General features: G+C 74.4%; 14 protein-coding genes. 5 read left to right on the forward strand and 9 right to left on the reverse strand.

The window, feature by feature from the left end:
• Positions 1-54 precede the first annotated feature (54 nt).
• Positions 55-1305, reverse strand: coding sequence for a glycosyl hydrolase (locus tag Q1V71_RS01835; RefSeq protein ID WP_300639938.1), 1251 nt, complete (start codon positions 1303-1305; stop codon positions 55-57).
• 160 nt (positions 1306-1465) lie between these two features.
• On the opposite strand from Q1V71_RS01835, the gene Q1V71_RS01840 reads away from it, so the two are divergent.
• Both Q1V71_RS01840 and Q1V71_RS01845 read left to right on the forward strand, forming a co-directional pair.
• On the forward strand, positions 1466-1651 hold the full coding sequence (locus tag Q1V71_RS01840; RefSeq protein WP_300639941.1) for a hypothetical protein: 186 nt from the start codon (positions 1466-1468) through the stop codon (positions 1649-1651).
• Between the two features lie 33 nt (positions 1652-1684).
• Positions 1685-2254 (forward strand): TetR/AcrR family transcriptional regulator, encoded by a 570-nt coding sequence (locus tag Q1V71_RS01845; RefSeq protein WP_300639944.1) that lies wholly within the window; start codon positions 1685-1687, stop codon positions 2252-2254.
• A gap of 62 nt (positions 2255-2316) precedes the next feature.
• Here Q1V71_RS01845 and Q1V71_RS01850 read toward each other — a convergent pair whose 3' ends face one another.
• The 4 genes from Q1V71_RS01850 to Q1V71_RS01865 all read right to left on the reverse strand — a co-directional run bounded on the left by Q1V71_RS01850 (position 2317) and on the right by Q1V71_RS01865 (position 9187).
• A complete protein-coding gene (locus tag Q1V71_RS01850; RefSeq protein ID WP_300639947.1) occupies positions 2317-3816 on the reverse strand; it encodes a protein adenylyltransferase SelO family protein in 1500 nt (499 codons plus the stop codon).
• 184 nt (positions 3817-4000) lie between these two features.
• On the reverse strand, positions 4001-4708 hold the full coding sequence (locus Q1V71_RS01855) for an SWIM zinc finger family protein (protein ID WP_300639950.1): 708 nt from the start codon (positions 4706-4708) through the stop codon (positions 4001-4003).
• Positions 4709-4713: 5 nt separating this feature from the next.
• The gene (locus Q1V71_RS01860; RefSeq protein WP_300639953.1) at positions 4714-7596 is read right to left on the reverse strand and encodes an SNF2-related protein; all 2883 of its coding nucleotides are present in this window, start codon (positions 7594-7596) and stop codon (positions 4714-4716) included.
• Positions 7597-7768: 172 nt separating this feature from the next.
• Positions 7769-9187: a nucleoside transporter C-terminal domain-containing protein gene (locus Q1V71_RS01865; RefSeq protein ID WP_300639956.1), complete on the reverse strand. Its 1419-nt coding sequence runs from the start codon at positions 9185-9187 to the stop codon at positions 7769-7771.
• A 4-nt stretch (positions 9188-9191) separates the two neighbouring features.
• Between Q1V71_RS01865 and Q1V71_RS01870 the strand changes: the two genes are divergently transcribed.
• Positions 9192-9683, forward strand: coding sequence for a glutathione peroxidase (locus Q1V71_RS01870; RefSeq protein WP_300639959.1), 492 nt, complete (start codon positions 9192-9194; stop codon positions 9681-9683).
• 138 nt (positions 9684-9821) lie between these two features.
• On the opposite strand, the gene Q1V71_RS01875 is transcribed toward Q1V71_RS01870, so the two are convergent.
• The 3 genes from Q1V71_RS01875 to Q1V71_RS01885 are packed head-to-tail and all read right to left on the reverse strand — an operon-like array spanning position 9822 to position 13767.
• Complete coding sequence (locus Q1V71_RS01875; protein WP_300639962.1) at positions 9822-10877, reverse strand: hypothetical protein; 1056 nt, start codon at positions 10875-10877, stop codon at positions 9822-9824.
• A 32-nt stretch (positions 10878-10909) separates the two neighbouring features.
• The gene (locus Q1V71_RS01880) at positions 10910-11590 is read right to left on the reverse strand and encodes a hypothetical protein (protein ID WP_300639965.1); all 681 of its coding nucleotides are present in this window, start codon (positions 11588-11590) and stop codon (positions 10910-10912) included.
• A gap of 47 nt (positions 11591-11637) precedes the next feature.
• Positions 11638-13767 carry a DEAD/DEAH box helicase gene (locus Q1V71_RS01885; protein WP_300639968.1) on the reverse strand — a complete coding sequence of 710 codons (2130 nt, stop codon included), beginning with the start codon at positions 13765-13767 and terminating at the stop codon, positions 11638-11640.
• A gap of 167 nt (positions 13768-13934) precedes the next feature.
• Between Q1V71_RS01885 and Q1V71_RS01890 the strand changes: the two genes are divergently transcribed.
• Complete coding sequence (locus tag Q1V71_RS01890) at positions 13935-14363, forward strand: Crp/Fnr family transcriptional regulator (RefSeq protein ID WP_300639971.1); 429 nt, start codon at positions 13935-13937, stop codon at positions 14361-14363.
• Between the two features lie 37 nt (positions 14364-14400).
• Positions 14401-14841 carry a hypothetical protein gene (locus Q1V71_RS01895; protein ID WP_300639974.1) on the forward strand — a complete coding sequence of 147 codons (441 nt, stop codon included), beginning with the start codon at positions 14401-14403 and terminating at the stop codon, positions 14839-14841.
• Positions 14842-14940: 99 nt separating this feature from the next.
• Here the strand turns inward: Q1V71_RS01895 and Q1V71_RS01900 are convergent, their stop codons facing one another.
• Positions 14941-16905: a M13-type metalloendopeptidase gene (locus Q1V71_RS01900; protein WP_300639977.1), complete on the reverse strand. Its 1965-nt coding sequence runs from the start codon at positions 16903-16905 to the stop codon at positions 14941-14943.
• Positions 16906-16933: the final 28 nt, after the last annotated feature.

The following is a 16933-nucleotide window of genomic DNA, read 5'->3' on the forward strand; positions in this document are numbered from 1 at the left end:
ATTTTTCACCCTCAGCTCGAGCTGAGGGTGACTTTTCGTTCGGAGTATCCCGGCTCAGCGCACCGAGCAGACCCCGCCCGGACACGAGCCCAGCCACTCCCGACCGCCCCGCAGCGAGGAGACCTGCTTGCGCCCGGCGGCGTCGTCGAACCACAGGAGCGCGTACGCCGCGGACAGGCCCTGCGTGCGCAGGGTGCTGGTGATGACGGCGGGGTCCCAGTCGCCGTCGGGCGAGTGCGCCGGGCCGACCTCGGTCAGGGCCGCGCGCGGGGCGGCGGCGGCCAGCTCGGCGTACCCCGTCAGGTCGACCTCGTCGACGGCCAGCTCCTCGGAGCCGCGGCCGCCGCAGTCGGGGTGGACGCTCTCGCAGTCGTAGGTGTCCAGGCCCACGAGGTCGACGGCGTCGGGCAGTAGCGAGCGCGGCTCGTCGACGCCCTCCCAGGTGCGCACCGCCGCGCCGTAGGACCACAGCAGGTGGTGCAGCCCGGCGTCGGCGGCCTGCTGCTGGAGCTGGGCGAAGAGGGCGCGGTACGTCGTCGGGTCCGGGCGGCCCCACCAGAACCAGCCCCCGCCGGCCTCGTGCAGCGGGCGCAGCACGACGGCCACCCCGCGTTCCTGGAGCGGGGCCAGCAGGGCCAGTGCCTCGGCCCAGTCCGCGGCGAACCGGCGCGCCGCCGGCGTCGTCGGATCCAGCAGCTCGGCCAGCCGCTCGGCGCCGGTGCGGTCGAAGGAGTCGCCACCGGTCCACGGGTTGTGGGCGTGCCAGGAGGCGGTAAGCAGTGCCCCGTCCTCGGCGAGGAGAGCGAGGTCCTCGGTGCGGTCCTGCCCACGGCGGGCGGCGTCGACCAGCTCGTCGAGGTCGAAGCCGACCACCGCGGGCGGGCCGGTCCGCCACGCGCGCAGCGGGGCGTCCCAGCGGTCGTTGGAGATGTTGACTTGCTGCCCGACCGCGGTCGCCCCGTCGGCCAGCCAGCGGTCGAGGGTCTCGGCCGCGCACCGGGCGGCGGCCGTGGCGTCGGGGTCGACGGGGGGCACCTCGGGGGTGCAGGTGCGGGCGGAGGCGCTGGAGGGGGCGCCGGTCGGCCCTGTCGCGGGGAACGTCGGCGCGGTCGAAGACGGGTCGGCGCTCGGCCAGGGAGACGCCGTCGAGACGGGCCGGGCCGCCGGCGTCGTACCGGAGGGGCCGGCCGCAGCCTCCTCGGCTCCCGCGGTCCGGGCCGCGTGCCAGCCACCGGTCGCGGCGAGGGCGGCGCACGTGGCGATCAGCGCCGACGCACGCCGGGACCTCCTGCTCCCCCCGGACATGGGTCCATGATCCGCGATCCCGCAAGGATCGGCAGGGTTTCGGGCGGGCCGCCCGGTCACCCGAGGGACGTCAGGGCCGAGCGCGCGGGAGACGTGGGCGAGGGCGGCGGCCAGCGCCTGCTCACGGTCGGCTGCCGGGGTGCCGGTCGGGCTGGTGGCAGTGACCGATGACCGCGACGTTCGTGCCGAGGTCCGCCCGCCCGCCCGCGTGCACGTCGGCTCCGCGGTCGACGACGCCACCCGCGGGGTCGGCGGCACCCTCGGCGTGGCCGTCGTGGGGTCGCTCTCCTCCTCGCTGTACGCCGACCCGCTCCTCGAGCGGACCGGCGCCGGTGACGAGCAGTGAGCGACCGCTCACCCAGCGTCCTAGTCTGGGCCGGTGAGCCGGCGCCAGCAGATCCTCGACACCGCGGCGGAGCTCTTCGCCGCGCGAGGCTTCCACGGGGTCTCGGTGGCCGACCTCGGGGCGGCCTGCGGGATCTCCGGGCCGGCGCTCTACAAGCACTTCCCGTCCAAGGACGCCGTGCTCGCGGAGATGCTGGTCTCGATCAGCCGCTGGCTGCTCGACGGCGGTCGGGCGTGCGTGGCCGCGGCCCCCGACCCGGCCGCCGCGCTCGCCGCGCTGGTCGACCACCACGTCGGCTTCGCCCTCGGGCACCGCCCGCTCATCGTCGTCCAGGACCGCGACTGGTCCTCGCTCCCCGCCGAGGCGCGCGAGGAGGTCCGCCGCACCCAGCGCGCCTACGTCGACGTCTGGGCCGACCAGCTCCGGCTGCTCCACCCCGACCTCGGCCTCGACCGGGCCCGCTCGATGGCCCACGTCGCCTTCGGACTGATCAACTCCACCCCCCACTCCGGCCTGCTCCCCGACGACCAGATGCGCGAGGTGCTGCGCTCCATGGCGCTCGGGGCGCTCGGGGTGCCGGTGGGGGCGGGGGCTGCGGGATAGTCCGAACGCTTTTCCACCCTCAGCTCGAACTGAGGGTGAGATGTAGTTCGGACTACCCCCGCTCAGGTGCCGCAGTACGTCACGAACGGCCCGCCCGCGGGATCGGGCAGCGCGTACTCCGACCACTCCGGGCGCTCGACGAACGGGTGGGTGACGACCTCGAGCATGCGCTCGAACGGTGCGAGGTCACCGGCGTCGGCGGCGTCGAGCGCCGCTTGGAGCAGGTGGTTGCGGGGCACGTAGACCGGGTTGACCCGGTCCATCGCGTCGGGGTCGGGGCCGAGGGCGCGCCACCGCTCGGCCCAGGCGTCGTACGCCGGCAGGTCGAGCACCCGGTCGCGCGCGGGCGTCCCCCGGCCGCGGAGCTCGCGGGCGAGGTCGCGGAAGAAGCCGGTGTGGTCGACCCGGGCCCCCGCCATGACCGAGAGCAGGTCGCCCACGAGGTCGGTGCGGGTGACCGGGTCGAGCCCGGCGGAGACGGCGGGCGGCAGCCCGACCTTGGCGGCCAGCAGCGCGGCGTACTCCTCCCCGTAGAGCGCCGGGAAGCGTTCCAGCACCTCCACGCACCGCGCGATCGCCTTCTCCTGGTCGCCGCTCGCCGCGGTGACCAGCGGCAGCAGGCCCTCGGCGAGGCGCGTGAGGTTCCACTGCATGACCGCGGGCTGCTGGCCGAAGGCGTAGCGGCCCTGGGTGTCGATGGAGCTGAAGACCGCGGCCTGGTCGAACCCGTCGAGGAACGCGCACGGGCCGTAGTCGATGGTCTCGCCGGAGAGCGTCACGTTGTCGGTGTTCATGACGCCGTGGACGAAGCCGACCGACATCCACCGCGCGACCAGCCGGGCCTGCACCTCCACGGCTCGCTCGAGCAGCGCCAGTGCCGGCACCTCGGCCTCGAGCACCTCGGGGTGGTGGCGCTCGGCGGCGTGGGTGACGACCCGGGCGAGGAGGCAGTCGTCACCGGGGTCCGTGCCGGCCGCGGCCGCGCGCTGGGCGTCGTGCGCCGCGGCGTACTGCACCGTCCCGACCCTCAGGTGGCTGGCCGCGACCCGTGCGAGGACCGCGCCGGGCATCGGGGTGTCGCGCTGGACGACCCGGCCGGTGCCGACGACGCCGAGGCTGCGGGTGGTCGGGATCCCGAGCGCGTGCATCGCGGCGCTGACCAGGTGCTCGCGGAGCATCGGACCGACCACGGCCAGGCCGTCGCCCCCGCGCGACCACGGGGTGCGGCCGGAGCCCTTGAGGTGCAGGTCGAGCAGCCGGCCGTCAGGTGTGGTCAGCTCGCCGAGGAGGAGGGCGCGGCCGTCGCCGAGGCGCGGGGAGTACCCGCCGAACTGGTGCCCGGCGTACCCCTGGGCCACCGGCCGCGCGCCCGCCGGCGGCTGCTCGCCGGTCAGCAGCCGCAGCCCGTCGGGGGTCCGGAGCGTGGCCGGGTCGAGGCCGATCTCCCTCGCGAGGTCTTCGTCCAGCGCCAGCAGCCGGGGGTCCGGTGCGGCCTCGGCACGCCAGTCCAGCGCCAACTCGGGGAGCGCGTCGGCGAAGCGGTGGTCGAGGTGGAGGGTCACGCTCGCCACGGTACGTGCGTGCCGAGCGGCCGGGTCGGGGCGGTGGCCGGGGCGGCGGCGGGAAGGTTCGGCTGGTACCGGCCAGATCTTTCGGCGTACGGCCGAAGGTTCAGCAGTACGCCGAAAGGTTCAGCCGGTACCAGCCAAACCTTTCCCGCACCATCCGCACCACCCGCACCACCCGTCACAGCAGGTGCTCGACCGCAGGATCCCCGGCCTCGAGCCGCTCGAGGAACCGTGCGGCCCGGGCGGCGGCGTCGAGGGCGGCGTCGAGGTCCGGGTCGTCCGGGCCGGCGGGCTCGGTCGCGGGGCCGACGGCTGACCCCGGTCCCAGCGCGTGCAGCCGCGAGAGCAGCTCCTCGCGCGGCAGCCCCCGCAGGTGCAGCAGCACGAACGGGTCGGCCTCCAGCAGCCACCCGACCTGCTGGAGCAGCGCGAGCGCGTGGACGCACGGGTCGACCCAGGCGTCGCAGGTGCAGGACGCGACCAGCTCCCCGCCGTACGGCAGGAGCTCGACGCCGGCCTCCTCGGCGTGCTCGACCAGCTCGTGCGGGAGGTCGCCGGCCAGCAGCGAGGTGATGCGTCCGGCGGCGGCGGCGACCGTCTCGACGAGGGCGTCGGCCAGGTCGTCGTCGAGCACGGGTACGACGACGTCGGCCGCCCAGAGCCCGCCGGTGTCCTCGACCGCAGCCCAGGCCCGACCCTGCTCGACCCGGATCCCGCCGACCTTCCCGGCGCGGGCCAGCCTGCGCGCGGCGACCAGGTCCTCCTCGGCGTACGCCGCCTCCTCGACGGCCCGCACCCAGGCGCGCCCCCACCAGCTCGTGGCGCGAGCCGTGCGGGTGAGCGGGGGCAGCCGGGGGTGCGTGACGGCGACTGGCTCCCCGCTCACGCCCGTCACCCGAGCGGCTCGGGCCGCAGCGTGACCAGGTCGCGCAGCTCGGCGTCGCTGAGCTCGGTGAGCGCCGCCTCCCCGCGCCCGAGCACGGCGTCGGCGAGCGCACGCTTGCGGTCGAGCAGCAGCCCGACCCGCTCCTCGATCGTGCCGCGGGTGACCATCCGGTGCACCTGCACCGGGCGGGTCTGGCCGATCCGGTAGGCGCGGTCGGTCGCCTGGTCCTCGACGGCAGGGTTCCACCAGCGGTCGAGGTGGATGACGTGCTCGGCGCGGGTGAGGTTGAGCCCGGTGCCGCCGGCCTTGAGCGAGAGCAGGAAGACCGGCACCCGGTCCTCGCCGTCGGACTGGAAGCGCCGCACCATCGCCTCGCGCTCGCGCACCGGGGTGCCGCCGTGCAGCAGCTGGTGCGGGATGCCGGCGTGGGTGAGGTGCCGGGCGACGAGCCGCGCCATCTCGACGTACTGCGTGAAGACCAGCGCCGCGCCGTCCTCGGCCAGCACCGTGCCGAGCAGCTCGTCGAGGAGGTCGATCTTCTCCGAGCGCCCCGCGATCCGCCCCGCCCCCTGCTTGAGGAAGTGCGCGGGGTGGTTGCAGATCTGCTTGCACCCGGTGAGCAGCGAGAGCACGAGGCCGCGGCGGGCGTGCTCGTCGGCGCGCTCGATCCGCTCCATCGTCTCGCGCACGAACGCCTCGTAGAGCACCACCTGCTCGCGGGTCAGCCACAGCGGGTGGTCGGTCTCGGTCTTGGGCGGCAGCTCCGGCGCGATGCCGGGGTCGGACTTGCGGCGACGCAGCAGGAACGGCCCGATCAGGTCGGCGAACCGCTTGGTCACCTCGGGGTCGACGCCCGCCTCGATCGGGGAGGCCCACACCCTGCGGAAGGCCTGCCGGCTGCCGAGCAGCCCGGGTACGCACCAGTCGAGGATCGACCACAGCTCGGTGAGGTCGTTCTCCACCGGCGTGCCGGTCAGCGCCACGCGCGCGCCGTGCGGGATCGCGCGCAGCCCGCGGGCCGTGGAGGAGCGGGAGTTCTTCACGTGCTGGGCCTCGTCGGCCACGACCAGCCCCCACGGGACCGCCGCCAGCTCCGAGCCGCCGACGCCGCCGGACCCCGTCGTGTCCACCCGCATCGTGCCGTACGTCGTCAGCACGAAGCCCGGGTCGTCGACCGGCTCCGCGGTGGATCCGGCCTCGGTCGCCGTGAGCAGGTCCGGCTCGGCGTCGGGACCCGCGGAGCCCAGCCCGGCCAGCGACCGCGTGCCGCCGTGGAAGCGCCGGACCGGCACCCCGGGCGCGAACCTGCGGACCTCCGCCTCCCAGTTGCCGAGCAACGAGGTCGGGCAGACCACCAGCGTCGGGGCCGGTCGGCGGCCCTCGGCGCGCGAGGCCTCGGCCCGGCGCAGGTGCAGCGCGATGAGGGTCAGGGTCTTGCCGAGGCCCATGTCGTCGGCGAGGCAGGCGCCGAGCCCCAGGCCGGTCAGGTCGCTGAGCCACGTGAGCCCGTGGCGCTGGTAGTCGCGCAGGGTCGCCTGCAGCCCGGCCGGCGGGTCGACCGGCTCCCGGCTGGCCGCCGCCAGCAGCCGCTCGCGCACGTGGAGCAGGGAGGCCCCCACCACGACCTGCGCGGGCTCCTCGCCGGCGGCTCCGCCGAGGGTCGCGACGCCCGACAGCGCGGCGGCCACCGCTTCCGCGGGCCGGACCTCGCGGACGAGCCGCTTGCGGGCCTTGCGCGCCACGCTCGGGTCGACGACGGTCCAGGCACCGCGCAGCTTCATGATCGGCGCCGCCGCGCTCGCCAGCTGGGCCATCTCCTCGCCCGTCAGCGGGTCGCCGCCGAGCGCGACCTCCCACGAGAACGCGAAAACCGCGTCGGGGGTCAGCAGCCCGGTCTGCAACGGCGCCTCCTGGGCCTGGCCGCGCCGCGGCGCGGTGTCGAGGACCGCGCGCGTCGTCAGGTCGCGGCCCAGCGCCCGCGGCCACAGCACGTCGACCCCACGCGCGGCCAGCGCCCCGACCCCGTGCTCGAGCAGGTCCGCGATCTCCTCGGCGTCCAGGGTCAGCTGGTCGGGGACCCTCAGCTCCAGGAACCGGTCGAGCACCGGCCACGCCTCGGCCGCCGCCCGCAGGGCGATGGTGGCGTGGGTGCGGGCCCGGTCGCCGAACCCGTGCACCTCCGGCTCGTCCAGCCACAGCGACGCCGCGTCCGCCAGGTGCAACGGGTCGCGCTCGTCGTGGACCTGCAGCACCAGGCGCACCGAGCCCGCGACCAGCTCCTCCTCGTCGGCCTCGACCCGCAGCGAGACCGTCACCAGGTGCGGCAGCGCGCTGGTGTCACGGTGCCGCGCGAGACGTTGCTGCAGCCGCTCCTGGAACGTCGCAGCCTGGTCCCGACCCGCCTGGCGTCGTACGGCGTCGGCGGCCGGGCGGGGAGCGACCGGCCGCACCGCGGCGGCCCGGGACCCGGCGACCGGCGCGCCCCGCGGCACGGCATCGGCCACCGCGTCGAGCACGGCCCGCACGACCGCCTCGGCCTCCTCGACGTCCCAGCCGTCGGCGGCGCGGGAGCGTGCCAGCATCCGCACGCGGTCCTCGTCGGCGGCCTCGAGCTCGCTGACCCGCCACGACGGCGGGCTGCCGTCCTCGACCGGGGCGGGCTCGAAGGAGCCGGCCGCGACCAGCCGCATCCCGAGGAGCGCGGCGCCGCTGAGCAGCGCGACGCTGGGGTGCAGGTCCTCGCGGGAGTGGGCCTTGGTGAGCACCGGGATCGCGGCCCGGACCGGCAGCGCCACGGTGCGGCGCTCGTCGACGAACTCCACCACCGAGTCGCGCGGCGGCACCGCCGGGCGGAAGGTCGCGGTGCCGGTGACGGGCACGAACCCCACGGGCGACCTCCCTCGATCCCAGCCGCCCCCGGGCGGAGGCTGACCCGACGCTAACGACCCGCGCCGACAGGGCGTTCCCGGGGCCGTCGGCCCCGGGATACTCCGCACGAGATCTCACCCTCGACTCGAGCTGAGGGTGAGATCGAGTTCGGACTACCCCGACCTCGACCCCTCAGCCGATCAGGATCCCCGCGATCGCAGCACTCATCAGGTTCGCCAGCGTGGCGGCCAGGATCGCCCGCAGCCCGAGCGAGGCGATGTCCCCGCGCCGCTCGGGCGCGATCCCGCCGAGGCCGCCCAGCAGGATGCCGAGCGAGCCCAGGTTGGCGAAGCCGGTGAGGGCGAAGGTGATGATCGCGGCGGTCTTCTCGGAGTACTCCCCGGCCACCGGCCCGAAGTCGGCGAACGCCACGAACTCGTTGAGCACGATCTTCTGCCCCACGAAGCTGCCCGCCTCGACCGCCTCGTTCCACGGCACGCCGATCAGCGCCATGACCGGCGCGAAGACGTAGCCCAGCACCTGCTCGACCGTGAGGTCCTCGGCACCGAACCAGCCGCCGATCCCGCCGACCAGCAGGTTCACCAACGCGATGAGGGAGATGAAGGCCAGCAGCATCGCGCCGATCGTCAGCGCCAGCCGCAGGCCGTCGGCCGCACCGTTGGCGGCGGCGTCGATGACGTTGCGCGCCCGCTCCGGCGACTGCTCCTCGACCGGGTCGCGCTCGTGGTACGACGTCGTCGACCCGCCCCGAGGAGCGCCCGCCTCCCCGCGGGACTCGTCGGCGGGCGCCACGGCAGCCTCCCAGCCGGCCGCGACCTCGGCGTCCCGCGCGGCCGCGCCTCCGCCAATCCCGGCGGCAGCCTCCTCGGCCCGCGGCTCCGGCATGATGATCTTGGCCATCAGCAGCGCCCCGGGCGCGGCCATGAAGGACGCGGCGATGAGGTAGTCCAGCTCCGCGCCGAGCAGCGAGTAGCCCACGAGCACCGAGCCGGCGACGGTGGAGAGCCCGCCGACCATGACGGCGAAGAGCGCCGAGCGCGACAGCCCGGCGACGTACGGCTTGATGACCAGGGGCGCCTCGGTCTGGCCGACGAAGATGTTGGCCGCGGCGTTGACCGACTCCTCGCGGCCGGTGCCGAGCAGTCGGCCGAGGCCACCGCCGAGCACCTCGACGACGCGCTGCAGCACGCCGAGGTGGTAGAGCACCGCGGTCAGCGAGGCGAAGAAGATGATCACCGGCAGCACCTGGAACGCCACGACCGTGCCCTGGTCCTCGGCCGGCAGCACGGGCCCGAAGAGGAACCCGATGCCCTCGCCGGAGGAGTCGATCACTGCCTGCACGCCGCTCGAGGTCGCCTCGAGCGCCCGCCCGCCGACCGACCACGAGAGGACGAGGATCCCGAAGCCCACCTGCAGCGCCAGCGCGGTCAGGACGGTCCGCGGCCGGATGGCGCGCCGGTCGCTCGAGCACAGCACGGCGATGAGCAGCAGCGCCGCCATCCCCCCGACACCCCACAGCACGTCGATCATGGCGCCGTCATGCCCGCCGGCGGCCGCACCGACACCTGGCCACGGGATGGCTACGCTCACCGCCATGCGCATCCTCAACCTCCCGATCGCCCGCCTCGACGGCACCGCCGCCACCCTCGGCGAGATCACCGGCGGCAAGCCGGCCCTGCTGGTCAACGTCGCCTCCAAGTGCGGCCTGACCCCGCAGTACACCGGGCTGGAGCAGCTCCAGGAGACCTACGGCGAGCGCGGCTTCACCGTCGTCGGCCTGCCCTGCAACCAGTTCATGGGCCAGGAGCCGGGCAGCGCCGAGGAGATCCAGGAGTTCTGCTCGGCGACGTACGGCGTCACCTTCCCGATGACCGAGAAGATCGAGGTCAACGGCGAGGGCCGCCACCCGCTCTACGCCGAGCTGGCCGGCACCCCCGACGAGCAGGGCGAGGCCGGCGACGTGCAGTGGAACTTCGAGAAGTTCCTCGTCGCCGCTGACGGCACGGTGATCTCGCGCTTCCGCCCCGGCGTGGAGCCGCAGGACCCGCGACTGGTCACCGCCATCGAGCAGGTCGTCGGCGCCTGACACCGGCCCGCCGGGGACGTCATGCGGGCGGGAGGTCCCTCACTGCGGGACGTATGACGTCCCAGCCCGCCCCGCCGGGGACGTCATGCGGACGGGATGTCCGCTTCTGCGCTGCGGATGACGTCCGCAGGTCGGAGGTCAGTAGACGCGACCCGTGACCGGCGGCAGGTCGGCGAGCGTGACGATGCCCGGTGCCGCGGCGACGACGAGCGGCAGCGCGTTGACCACCGGCATCGCGGTGTAGATCATCCCCAGGCCCATGAAGCCCTCCTCGGCCCAGTCACGCGGCGGCAGGCAGGAGATGACGGTGCGCATGTTGGGGACGCCGAAGACCTGCACCACGTGCCCGTGCGCGAGCGGCTTGGGCGGGGCGACGTGGCTGCCCATGGTCCAGTTGAAGCCGACCGAGACGACGTTGCGGTCCCCCACCCAACCGCGGTGGTAGCCCATCACGCCGCCCACGGTCCCCTCCGGGATCTCCATGAACCCCAGGTCGGAGTGGCCGGTGGCCTCGGTGAAGGTGACGTCGAAGGTCAGGCGGTCCAGGGTCACGCCCATCGCGTCGGCCATCATCGCCGCCGACTCCGCGAACACCTCCGACTCCCGCCGCACGCTCTCCTCCAGGCCCGGGGTGTCGAGCGGCCGACCGAAGCCCATCGCGCTCTGCGTGCCGGCGCTCTCGTACGTCGAGCAGTCGACGCTCTCGGTGATCCGCACCTCCTCGACCCGCTCGCAGGCGCCCGAGAGCACCATCGCGACCATGTTGGTCATGCCGGGGTGCGCCCCGCTGCCGAAGATCGTCGACCCACCCTCCTCGCACGCGGCCCGGATCCGCGCCAGGTCGCCCGGGGACTGCTTGCCGCCGGTGATCCAGGCGGCGCTGGTGCACACGTCGATGCCGGCGGCGAGCAGCGCGCACAGGTGGTCGAGGTCGGGCCAGAGCGGGTTGTAGACGCACGCGTCCGCGCCGATCGCGAGCAGGGCGTCCACGTCGTCGGTGGCCAGGACGCCCGTCGGCTCCGGCCAGCCGCACAGCTCGGCGGCGTCCCGACCGACCTTGTCACCGCCGAAGGCGAAGACCCCGGCGAGCTCCAGGTCGGGCCGGGCCAGGATCGCGTGCAGCGAGCGGCGGCCGATGTTGCCGGTGGTCCACTGCAGGACCCGGATCGGGGTGTCTCGGTGCGCAGGCGTCATGCCGGGAGGCTAGCGGCCCGCTAGAACGTGTTCTAGTTCTCCGCGCACCAGTCGCGGAAGTCCTCCGGCCGCGGCGAGCCGTTGCCCTGGCCGTACCACTCCAGCCAGTCCCCGCCGCCGCACAGCTCCTGCCCGGCCTCGGCGTAGGCCTCGCTCGTGCGCCGGCCGACCGCCGGGTCGGTGACGATCGCCGCGAGCGCGTCGCCCAGGGCCGTGGCCTCCTCGTCCGGGCCGCCCTCGTCGTCGGGTGCGATGAAGGGGCCGTAGGCGTAGGCCCACACGACCTCGTCCCCGCGCTCGGACCAGGCGAGGACCACCCCCGGGTCCTCCTCGGGGTAGCCCGCCTCGTAGAGGAGGGTCCCCGCGACCTCGTCGGTGCCGACGTCCTGGCACTTCCACGGTCCGGCGCACGGGTCCTCGTCGTCGCGGCCGTAAGGAAGCCGGTCGGAGACCACCACGCGCACGTGGGTGTTGTCGCCCTCGGACCGGTCGAAGGCCAGCTCGACGGCCAGGTCGCCGCGCCGCAACCGCTCGTCGCCGAAGATCGGCGCCGCGGCCACGAGCGGCGCGTCGTAGTGCGCGAGCGCCGCCGCTGCCAGCGACTGCGGGGTCGCCTCCTCGGCGTCGACGGCGTCGTCGGAGCAGCCGGTCACACCGCCCAGCAGCAGCGCCACGAGCGCGAGCACGGTCGTCGTACGTCGGTCCCGAGCCATGCCGCGACGGTACCGCCGCCGCGGGGTCACCGGCGCCCGCAGCCGCCTCAGGCCCGCACAGCCAGCACCAGCGGCTGCACCGAGACCGCCCCGGCGCGCAGCACCGCCCGAGCAGCGAGCGTCGTGGACCACCCGGTGTCTAGCAGGTCGTCGACCAGCAGGACCCGACGACCCTCCAGGGCCCCGGGCTCGGCCTCGAGACCGCTGCGCCTCGAGACCGCGGCGACCCGCTGCGCGGAGTTGGCCTGGCCGCGACCGGGCGGGACCTCGGGGTCCAGCACGGCCCAGCGACCCAGCAGCGGCACCTGGAGGTAGCGCGAGAGCCCGTCGGCCAGCGAGCCCACGAGCTCGGGCCGGGAGGTCGACTCGACCTCGACGACCGCGTCGACCTCGGGACGCCAGTCACCGAGCACCTCGATCACCGCCTGGACCAGCGGCACCGGCACGGCGCCGTCGGGGGTGCCCTCGCGGAAGAGCTCGCGCAGCGCCTGGCCGTAGCCGAGGTCGGTCAGCCGTGCCACGGCCCGGCCCTCGAGGGCCTGCTCGGCGACCTTGCCCCGCAGGTCCATCCCGAGCCGGTCGAGCCCGGTGGGCCACATCTTGCGCGGGGGCAGGGGCACGCCGGGGCGGGCCAGCCGCTCCTGGGCCTCGGTCACCGCCGCCGCCGAGACCTCCGTCGAGAGCGACAGCCCGCCGCAGTTGTCGCAACGCCCGCACGGCGCTGCCTCGGGGTCGTCCAGCTGCTCGCGGAGGAAGAGCATCCGGCACCGGTCGGTGCGGAGGTACTCCAGCATCGCGGCCTGCTCCCGCTCCCGCGCCTCGCGGACCCGCTCGTAGCGGGCGGCGTCGTAGGTCCACGGTTGCCCGGTCGACTCCCAGCCGCCCTTGACGCGCCGCACCGCGCCGTCCACGTCGAGGACCTTCAGCATCGTCTCGAGCCGGGTGCGGCTCAGCTCCACGCGGGTCTCGATCGCCGCGGTGCTCATCGGACGGCCCTCCTCGGCGAGCACGGCGAGCGTCTCGCGCACCTGCTCCTCGCGCGGGAAGGACAGCGAGGCGAAGTAGGCCCAGATGTCGCGGTCCTCGACGGCCGGCAGCAGCACCACCGTCGCGGACTCGCTGCGCGCGTCGAGGCCGCGCCCGGCGCGGCCGACCTGCTGGTAGTAGGCGACTGGGGAGCTGGGCGACCCGAGGTTGACCACGAACCCGAGGCTGGCGTCGAAGCCCATCCCCAGCGCGCTGGTCGCGACCAGCGCCTTGATCCGCCCCGCGGCCAGGTCGGCCTCGAGTGCCTGGCGCTCGGTGGCCTCGGTCTGGCCGGAGTACGCCGCGACGTCGTGCCCGCGGGAGCGGAGGTAGTCGGCGACCTCCTGGGTCGCGGCCACGGTCAGGCAGTAGACGATGCCGGAGCCCGGCTGCTCGGCCAGGTGGTCGGCCAGCCAGGCGAGCCGCTGGTCGGCGGTCTTCAGGTGGACGACGCCGAGCCGCAGCGACTCGCGGTCGAGGGTGCCGCGCAGGGTCAGCACCTCGCCGTCGCGCAGCGAGCCGAGCTGGCCGGCGACGTCCTCGGTGACCCGGGAGTTGGCGGTGGCGGTGGTCGCGAGGACCGGGATGCCCTCGGGCAGCTCCTCGAGCAGGGTGCGGATGCGGCGGTAGTCGGGGCGGAAGTCGTGCCCCCAGTCGGAGATGCAGTGGGCCTCGTCGACCACGAGCAGCCCGCAGGTGGCGGCGAGCCGGGGCAGCACCTCGTCGCGGAAGCCGGGGTTGTTGAGCCGCTCGGGGCTGACCAGCAGCACGTCGACCTCGCCGGCCGCGATCTGCTCGTGGACCGGCTCCCACTCGCCCATGTTGGTGGAGTTGATGGTGACCGCGCGGATACCGGCGCGCTCGGCGGCGGCGATCTGGTTGCGCATCAGCGCCAGCAGCGGGCTGACGATGACCGTCGGCCCGGCGCCGGCCTCGCGGAGCAGCAGCGTGGCCACGAAGTAGACCGCCGACTTGCCCCAACCGGTGCGCTGGACGACCAGGGCGCGACGCCGGTCGACGGCCAGCGCCTCGATCGCCGACCACTGGTCGTCGCGGAGCACCGCGTCCTCCCTGCCGACCAGCGCGCGCAGGTGCGCCTCCGCGGACGCGCGGGCGGCGGTGCGGTCGAGCGTCGCGGGGTCGGCAGCCATGGGTGCGTGTCTACCAGTGCCCGCCGACGGCGCCGGCGACCTCCTCCACAGGTGCGGGGAGGCTCACCCCGACCCTCACCCGATCGGAGTTGAGAGTTCACATACCCGGAGTACGCTCGATACATACCGACAGTACGGTCGACTCTCCCCCACCCCCAGGAGTCCCCATGACCAGCATCCCGGGCACCGCCCGCTCCACGGAGCACCTGCTGCGCACCATCCCCGCGCTCGCCGGCTGCTCCTCGCGCCGGCTGCGCCGGATGGCGTCCCTCATGGACGTCGTCACCCTCCCCGTCGGCGCCGCCCTCACCACCGAGGGCGCGTTCGAGAACCAGGCGTTCCTGCTGGTCGAGGGCTCGGTCGTCGTGACCCACGAGGGCGACCTGGTCGCCGTGCTCGGCCCCGGAGAGGTCGTGGGCGAGCTCGCGGTCCTCGACCGTCGCCGCCGTCGTACGGCGTCGGCGACCGCGCTGACCCCCGTCACCGCCTGCGTCATGACCCCGCGGGACCTGGACTCGCTGCTGCGCGGGTTCCCCGAGGTGGCCGCGCTCGTCCACGGTGCCGCCGCCGCGCACCAGGCGCCGCTCGCGGGCTGAGTACCCACTGCTCCGACCCCCGACCTAGGGTGCGGCCATGGCTCCGCCCCGTCGCGCACAGGTCCGGCGCGGCGGGCTGGTCGGACTCGGGCTGGGCTTGGGCCTCCTGTCGCTGGCCGTCTTCTTCCTGACCGCACCCCTCGAGGCCCCCGAGCAGGTGCTGGGTGTCTTCCTGCCGCTCGCTGTCGGCATGCTCGCCCTGCCGATGGGCGTGCTGGCCCTCGCTCCGCTGTGGCTCGGGGACACCCCGCGCACGGCCCGACGTCTCGCCCCGGTGCTGGCGGCGGTGGCGCTGCTCGGCCTCGGGCTCACCGGCTGGGGCGTCGCGAGGGGCGACCTGCCGTGGACGCTCGGTGCCGTCGCGCCCCTGGCCGTCGCCGCGCTGCTGCTCGGCACCGCGCGCCGGCTCGCTCGCGCCGAGGACCGGTCGGTGGGTCCAGGGAGCGCGCCCGACCAGGTGGCGGACCCCGCCGACTGACCGGACGGGCGACTGGGTCTCGACACGCGGGTCGCGACTTCGTCCCTCAGTCGCGCCGCTTGCTCGACCACCATCGAGGAGTCCGCTGGCGCGTCCTCGTCACCAGATCCGGACGCGCTCCTGCGGGTCCAGCCACAGCCCGTCGCCGGGCGCGGTCTCGAAGACCTCGTGGAACTCGTCGAGGTTGCGCACGATGTTGGCGCGGAACTCCGGCGGCGAGTGCGGGTCGATGGTGAGGTACTGCCGCTCCTGCTCGGGGCGGCGCTTGGTGCGCCAGACGTAGGCCCAGTTCATGAACAGGGTGCGCCGGTCCTCGATCGTCGCGGTGCCGTCGGTGGAGATGACGTAGGCCTTGTGGCCGATGGTGAGGCCCCCGAGGTCGCCGATGTTCTCGCCGACGGTCAGCTGACCGTTGACCTTCTCGCCGGGCAGCGCGCGCGGCTCGAACCCGTCGTACTGCTCGACCAGCTTCTTGGACTTCTCCTCGAAGGCGGCCTTGTCGGCCGGGGTCCACCAGTCGCGCAGGTTGCCCAGCGGGTCGAACTGCGCGCCCTGGTCGTCGAAGCCGTGGCCGACCTCGTGGCCGATGACCGCGCCGATGCCGCCGTAGTTCTCCGCCGGGTGGGCGTCGGGGGAGAAGAACGGCTTCTGCAGGATGCCCGCGGGGAAGCAGATCTCGTTGGTGCCGGGGTTGTAGTAGGCGTTCACCGTCTGCGGCAGCATGTGCCACTCGTCGCGGTCGACCGGCGAGCCGATCTTGGCCAGCTGGCGGTCGGTCTCGAACGCCGAGGCCGCGGCCACGTTGCCCATGAGGTCGTCGGGACGCACCTCGAGCGCCGAGTAGTCGCGGAAGGTGTCGGGGTAGCCGATCTTCGGGCGGAAGGTCTCGAGCTTCTCGTACGCGCGGAGCTTGGTCTCCTCGGTCATCCAGTCGAGCGCCTCGATGGACTGGCGGTAGGCCGCGAGCAGGTTGGCGACCAGCTCCTCCATCATCGCCTTGGAGGTCGGGGGGAAGTGCCGCGCGACGTACTCCTTGCCGACCGCCTCGCCGAGCGCGCCCTCGACGAGCGCGACGCCGCGCTTCCACCGTGCCCGCAGCTCGGGGGTGCCGTTGAGGGTGCGGCCGTAGAAGTCGAAGTTGGTCTCGACCAGGTCATCGGTGAGGTACGGCGCGGCCGAGCGCAGCACGCGGGTCAGCAGCCACGGGCGCCACTGGTCGAGCGGGACCTCGGCGAGCACCTGCGAGAGGCCGGCGAAGAACGACGGCTGGCGCACGTTGACCTCGGCCAGCAGGTCCTCGGCGGTGCGCTTCCCGGCCGAGAGGTTGGTGACGTAGACGTCGAGGTCGAAGGCGGGCAGCAGGGTGCGCAGCTGCTCGAGCGTGTGCAGGTTGTAGGTCTTCTGGACGTCACGGGTCTCCGCGCGCTCCCAGTGGCCGGCCGCGATCCGGGTGTCGATGTCGAGCACCGTGCGCGCCGCCGCGGCCGGGTCGCCGAGCCAGTCGGCGCCGGTGCCGCCGAGCTCGAGCAGGCGGGTGAGGTAGGCGACGTACTTCTCGCGGGTCTCGGCGTGCTTGTCCTCGCGGTAGTACGACTCGTCGGGCAGGCCGAGACCTCCCTGGACGAGGTTGACGAGGTAGCGGTCGGAGTCCTTGTCGTCGGTGTCGACGTAGGACCCGAAGACCCCGTGGCCGCCGACCCGCTCGAGCTCGCCGAGGAAGGCGGCCAGGTCACGCAGGTCGCGCAGCGCGCCGACCGCGTCGACGAGCGGCTGCACCGGGCGCAGGCCCTTGGCGTTGATGGCGTCGGTGTCCATGAAGGAGGCGTACAGGTCGCCGATCTTGCGGGCGTCCTCGCTCTCGCCACCGTTCGCGGCCAGCTCCTCGATGATCGCGCGCACGTGCTGCTCGGCCTCGTCGGCCAGCTGCACGAACGGTCCCCAGCTCGAGCGGTCCGAGGGGATCTCGGTCTCCGCGAGCCAGCGGCCGTTGACGTGTCCGAAGAGGTCGTCCTGGGGTCGGACGGCCGGGTCCATGCCCGCGCGGGCGTCGTCGAGGATGCTCACGACGGCGACCCTAGCCCGCGGGGCCACC

The organism is Nocardioides sp. (genome assembly GCF_030149505.1).
Lineage (GTDB): Bacteria > Actinomycetota > Actinomycetes > Propionibacteriales > Nocardioidaceae > Nocardioides.